This window comes from Burkholderia sp. LK4, assembly GCF_001043615.1.
Taxonomy (GTDB): domain Bacteria; phylum Pseudomonadota; class Gammaproteobacteria; order Burkholderiales; family Burkholderiaceae; genus Burkholderia; species Burkholderia cepacia.
In genome coordinates this window covers 1-5,413 of the sequence record NZ_LDUL01000163.1, presented here as the reverse complement: position 1 = coordinate 5,413, position 5,413 = coordinate 1, and the positions used below count along the sequence as shown (strand labels likewise).

The window sequence follows — 5,413 nt, the reverse complement described above, 5'->3', positions numbered from 1 at the left end:
CAGCGAAGCCGACGCGGCACCGGTGACGCTGACCGGGGATGTCGATGGGGCAGATGCAGCGGTCGATGCCGACGCGGTCGGCTGCGACAGCGAAGCCGACGCAGCACCGGTTACGCCGATTGCGGATGTCGACGCGACTGATGCAGCGTTCGATGCCGACGCAGGCGACTGAGCAGGCGAGCCGGATGCCGTGCCGGTCACGCGATCCATTGAAGTGGTATCGGCGACAGGCGATGTTCCCGAAGCGGATGCAGGTGCTTGCGCGGTGGTGCCGACGAGCGGCGACGCAGCAGCAGGCGAAGCCGTCTGCATGGCGGCAAACGGTTGAGCGGCAACCGGCGATTTCGGCAATTCCACGGCGAAGGTTGTATTCGTCGGGGCAGATTGTGCCGTCGACGGTTTCCAAGTCCATTCAGCTGCCGGCGCGGAGCCCTGAGCGCTTGCCGACGGCGGTGCCGCAGGTTCTGCCGCGTCCGCCTTGACGGCTTCCGGTGCTGCACCCGACGCGGCCGGTCCCGACGTTGCCGACACCGCCGCAAACGGCCTGGCTTCGGCACTTGCGCGTGACGTCGTTTCGGTGATCGTCGAAGAGGGGAGGGCCGCGAACGGTGCGATGTTCCCGGCCGCTTTCACGTCGGCGTGTGCATCGTCGATGCCCTGCGGCACGCGGGCCGATGCAATGTGATCGATTGCGGGAGCCGGTTGCGCCGTGTACCTGTCGTCGTTATCGACGGGTGCCGGCAGGTTGCTCGCGGCGATGTCGCGAGCCGCCTCGTTCCTGGGTTGTGCGGCGGCAGCCTCGGCCGATTCCGATCCCGTCGCGTTCGTCGACGACTCGGAGGCCGCGTTCCACGCGGATGCGTCGAACGCGGAAACCGGCCGGCTGGCGAGGTCTTCCCACGGTGCGAGGTCGATGGGCGCGTCGAACGAAGGTGAGGGTGCGGACGGGATTCCCGGCGTCGACACGGCAGGCGCATCGTCGGCGTACCGGAGCTTGTCGTCGGCGTGATGCGAAAACGCGGCATCGTCGCTGCCGGTATTCGACAGCGCGTGCGGGGCGGCCGCGTCGAGCGCCACGGTGCCCGCATCGGCACCCGGTGCATGAACAGCGGGCGCCGTCGGCATGAACGCGTCGAGCACGATCGGTGCGTTGTCGTCGTACGTCGGCGCCGCATCGTGCGCGAGCGACACAGCGGCGTCATGCGCGGCGAGGCCGTGGGTCGCGGCGGCGTTCCCGGTCGAAGCGGCCTGCACGGTCGATGTGGCCGCCGATGCCGGCGCCGCTACGCCGGCTGCTGCCGCGGCCACCCCGGCCACCCCGGCCACGGTAGCGGCTGCGGCGGCAGCGTGCCCGGCGTCGGCCGACTGCGCACCGCCCAGCGTCGCCCATTGCGCGGTGCTGGCCTCGATCGAGCGCAGCGTGTCGTGCACGCTCGGTGCCGGCGCGATCGGCGCGGCGGGTTTTTCCGTCCAGGCGTAGAGCGGCGCACGCGCCGGCGTTTGCGGCACCGGACGACGTCGTGCCGTATCCGCAGGCTGGCCGGCCGAACCTGCGCCTGCGACGGGGCGTACCGGCGGGCGCTGCGGCTGCGCGGCGGCCGGCCGCGGCGTGACCGTGGTACGCGGCGTAGTCGGCTTCAATGCGGGCGTGGCCGGTCGCGCGGCCGTCGGCCGCGGGCGGACGGGTTCGAATCCGACAGGAAGCGGGGCCGGATCGGGGCGCGGGACCTGCGAATTCGCTGCTGCGCGCGCCAGGCTGGCGGTGCTGCCGGCTGTCGGTGGCGGCATCGCGCTGGCCGGGGGGATCGGTGCGGGCTGCGTCGGCGCGCGCTGGGGGGCGGTCGGTTTCAACCAGCCCGACGGCGCGACGGGTTCCACGTGAGGGCGCGGGGGCGTGCTGCTGCGCGGCTTCGGCCGCGCCTGCGGATCGGGTTTCCACAGCGTCGGACGCGAATACCGGCCGTTCTGGCGCGGCGCCATCGAATTGACGGTATGCGCGGTGGTCGGCTGCACGACGTCGTCGTCGCGATGAAGCGCGCTGCGCGGCAGGTCGGCAATGCCGCGGGCATCGTCGTCGCCGCCGTCGCGCGACAGCTTGACGCCGAACGACGTGTCGACCCACGCGGCGAACTGACGCCAGCCGATGCCGGTCAACCAGGGCAGCCCGGCGAAGAACAGCACGACCATCGCGACCGGCGTGCCGATCGGGCCGAGCACGTGGGCGAAGCCTGCCGAGAACGCATGGCCGAGCGCGTTCGTGTCGGGGCCCGACAGCGGGCTCGTCAGCGTGCAGCTGGCCACGAACACCGCGGCGAAGCCGAGCCACAGACGGATCGAGCCGCGGCCGGCGAGCCCGCCGCCGCCGGGCAGCATCGCCTGCACGAGACGCCAGAAGAGAAGGAGGAACCAGACGGCGGAGATGCCGAACCAGCCGAAGACAACCGTGTGCATGCTTTGAAACAGGAGTGGGGAGGGGCGCGCGGGGCGCGACCCGCCGAGTTTAACCGGCCGGCGAACAAGACTCTAACGCGGCGTGCATCCGCTTCACGCCGCGCGACGCGGATGCGCGGCACACGCGCGTGGCGCGCCACGCGAAGGCGGTCGGTCGGCCTTCGCGCGCGCCGTGCATCAGGGGCTCCGGTGCGTGAAGGTCAGCGTTGCGCCGGACGCGGTCACGATCTGCAACTGCTGCGGCTCGCGCATCTGCACGCCGGTCTTGTCGACATGGGCGAGTGCGTCGAGGTACGCGCGTTCGAGCTGGCCGCCGAGCGTATTCGGGCAGGCCATCCGCGTGCCGGCGAGCGGCCCGAAGCTCAACAGGCCGTTCTTGATCGCGTAGGTGCCCATGTAGCGGTTGCAGCCCGAGAACCCGCTCGCGCGCCGGATGCCCGACTCGGTCGACAGCGCGAGCTTGATCGGCTCGCCGTTGTCGCCGTGCGGGATCGCGCGCTGCGTGCCGTCGGCGTTCAGCCAGCTGGTGAGCTCCCAGCTCGTGTCGTCGAGCAGCTGGACGGCGGCCGGGTTGTACGGGTCGGGCGCGGGGGCGGCGGAATCGGGGTGGGTCGGCATCGCGCAGGCGGCGAGAAGCGTGGCAAGCGTCAACGCGCAGAGCGGCGCGCGCAACGGGCGAAGCAGGCCGGTGCGTGCGCGTGCGGCTGCGGACAGGTGGGACATGAGCCTCGTTCCTCATCGGATTCTGATCAAGGCGTAAGAGTAACGCACCCGCCCCGCGGCAGGCGAGCCGACACTTCGCGCGTGAAAACGTTCGCAGCCCGCTCGCGAGCGGCCCGAGGCGGGTCGGCGGCACGGCGAAACGCGCCAAACCGGTGTCGTGGCGCGTGTTAACATCGGAGCCGTTTTCGTCCTCCACCAGAAGCGGGTAATCACATGCAGATCGGTCAGCGGCTCGGTACGCCGCTCTCATCCTCGGCCACGCGCGTCATGCTGCTCGGCGCCGGCGAGCTCGGCAAGGAAGTCATCATCGCGTTGCAGCGTCTCGGTGTCGAAGTCATCGCGGTCGACCGCTATCCGGACGCACCCGGCCATCAGGTCGCGCATCGCGCGCACGTGATCGACATGACCGACGCCGCCGCGCTGCGCGCGATCGTCGAGGCCGAACGCCCGCACCTGATCGTGCCCGAGATCGAGGCGATCGCGACCGACGCGCTCGCGGCGATCGAGGCGGCCGGTCTTGCCGAGGTGATCCCGACCGCGCGCGCGACGCAGCTTACGATGAACCGCGAAGGGATCCGCCGGCTCGCGGCCGAGGAGCTCGGCCTGCCGACGTCCCCGTATGCGTTCGCGGATTCGTTCGAAGCGTTCAGCGCGGCCGTCGCGAAGATCGGCATGCCGTGCGTCGTGAAACCCGTGATGTCGTCGTCGGGCAAGGGGCAGTCGGTCGTGAAGACCGAAGCCGACGTGAAGCCGGCGTGGGACTACGCGATGGCGGGCGGGCGCGTGAACCACGGCCGCGTGATCGTCGAAGGTTTCATCGATTTCGACTATGAGATCACGCAGCTCACCGTGCGCGCGATCGATCCGGCGACGGACGCCACGCGCACCTATTTCTGCGAGCCGGTCGGCCACGTGCAGGTGGCGGGCGACTACGTCGAGTCGTGGCAGCCGCAGCCGATGAGCGCGGCGGCGCTCGAGAAGTCGCGCGAGATCGCGCACAAGGTCACCGAGGCACTCGGCGGGCGCGGGCTGTTCGGCGTCGAGCTGTTCGTGCGCGGCGACGACGTGTGGTTCTCCGAGGTGAGCCCGCGGCCGCACGATACGGGCCTCGTCACGCTCGCGTCGCAGCGCCAGTCGGAGTTCGAGCTGCATGCGCGTGCGATTCTCGGGCTGCCGGTCGATCCGACGCTCGGTTCGCCGGCCGCGTCGGCCGTGATCTACGGCGGGCTCGACGAGCGCGGCATCGCGTTCGAAGGCGTGCGCGACGCGCTTGCGGTTCCGGGCGCCGACCTGCGGCTGTTCGGCAAGCCGGAGAGTTTTGCGAAGCGGCGCATGGGCGTCGCGCTGGCGACCGGCGCGACCGTCGACGAAGCCCGCGAACGCGCGAAGCGTGCCGCCGCGGCCGTCCGGCCCGTGTCGGCGCGCTGACGTAACCAGGAGAGGACGATGACGCCAAGCTGGCTGCGTATCGTAAAGCTGGGCGCCGCACTGGCGCTGGTCGCGAGTCTCGCGGGTTGCGGCGTCGCGGCCGCACCGTGCCGGGTGGCCTCGGCCGGGCTCAAGATCGTGCCGCTCGTCGGCCATCTCGCGGCCGCGCCGACCGACGCGTGTGCCGACGTCATCGATCCCTGATCAAGCTACACGACGCGATCGACAACAATCATTGCGCGCCCCGCGAGGGCGCGTTTCCACCCGTCTCGTGAGAGGACCTGCATGATTCGCCAAACGCTCGCCGCGCTTGCGCTCGCCGGCACCGCCGTTTCCGTCGCGCATGCCGCGCAACTGACCGTCGAAGAGATCGACGCCGATTCGCGCCAGTTCGCCGTCTACCAGTGTGCGAACCAGAAACAGCCCGTGCGCGTGTCGTACTGGCTCGCGGGCAACGGCCAGAGCTTCGCGCTCGTGCCGGTCAACGGGAAGCAGATGCTGTTCGTCGACACGGTGTCGGCGTCCGGCGCGCGCTATCAGGCCGGCCGCTATACGTGGTGGACGAAGGGCAAGGAAGCGACGCTGCGCGACGAGATCGCCGACCAGAATGCGCCGCCGCTGCTGGGCGACTGCGTTCAGGTCGAGAAGAAAAAGAAGAAGGGCTGAGCGACGGGCGGGGGCGTGGATCGTGCTTGGCGGTGGCGGCCGGCGTCAGGCTCCCTGGCGTGACTGCCTGCCGCGCGGGCCGGCGGCGGGCGATCCGGCAAGACGGTTCGGCAAGACGGTTCGGCAAGGCGATCCGGCAAGGCGA

Annotated in this window: 4 protein-coding genes and 1 pseudogene; 3 read left to right on the top strand and 2 right to left on the bottom strand. The window is 70.7% G+C overall.

Going from position 1 to position 5,413, the window contains the following annotated elements:
- Positions 1 to 2,451: pseudogene (locus VK92_RS42715) on the bottom strand (DNA translocase FtsK); the annotation flags it as partial.
- 177 nt (positions 2,452 to 2,628) lie between these two features.
- The gene (locus VK92_RS38580) at positions 2,629 to 3,174 is read right to left on the bottom strand and encodes an META domain-containing protein (protein ID WP_021161262.1); all 546 of its coding nucleotides are present in this window, start codon (positions 3,172 to 3,174) and stop codon (positions 2,629 to 2,631) included.
- 213 nt (positions 3,175 to 3,387) lie between these two features.
- Between VK92_RS38580 and purT the strand changes: the two genes are divergently transcribed.
- From purT to VK92_RS38565, 3 genes are all read left to right on the top strand, one after another.
- On the top strand, positions 3,388 to 4,602 hold the full coding sequence (gene purT / locus VK92_RS38575; protein ID WP_042976186.1) for a formate-dependent phosphoribosylglycinamide formyltransferase: 1,215 nt from the start codon (positions 3,388 to 3,390) through the stop codon (positions 4,600 to 4,602).
- Positions 4,603 to 4,620: 18 nt separating this feature from the next.
- Positions 4,621 to 4,806: a DUF6726 family protein gene (locus tag VK92_RS38570; protein ID WP_021161265.1), complete on the top strand. Its 186-nt coding sequence runs from the start codon at positions 4,621 to 4,623 to the stop codon at positions 4,804 to 4,806.
- 81 nt (positions 4,807 to 4,887) lie between these two features.
- Positions 4,888 to 5,268: an MliC family protein gene (locus VK92_RS38565; protein ID WP_021161266.1), complete on the top strand. Its 381-nt coding sequence runs from the start codon at positions 4,888 to 4,890 to the stop codon at positions 5,266 to 5,268.
- Positions 5,269 to 5,413 lie beyond the last annotated feature (145 nt).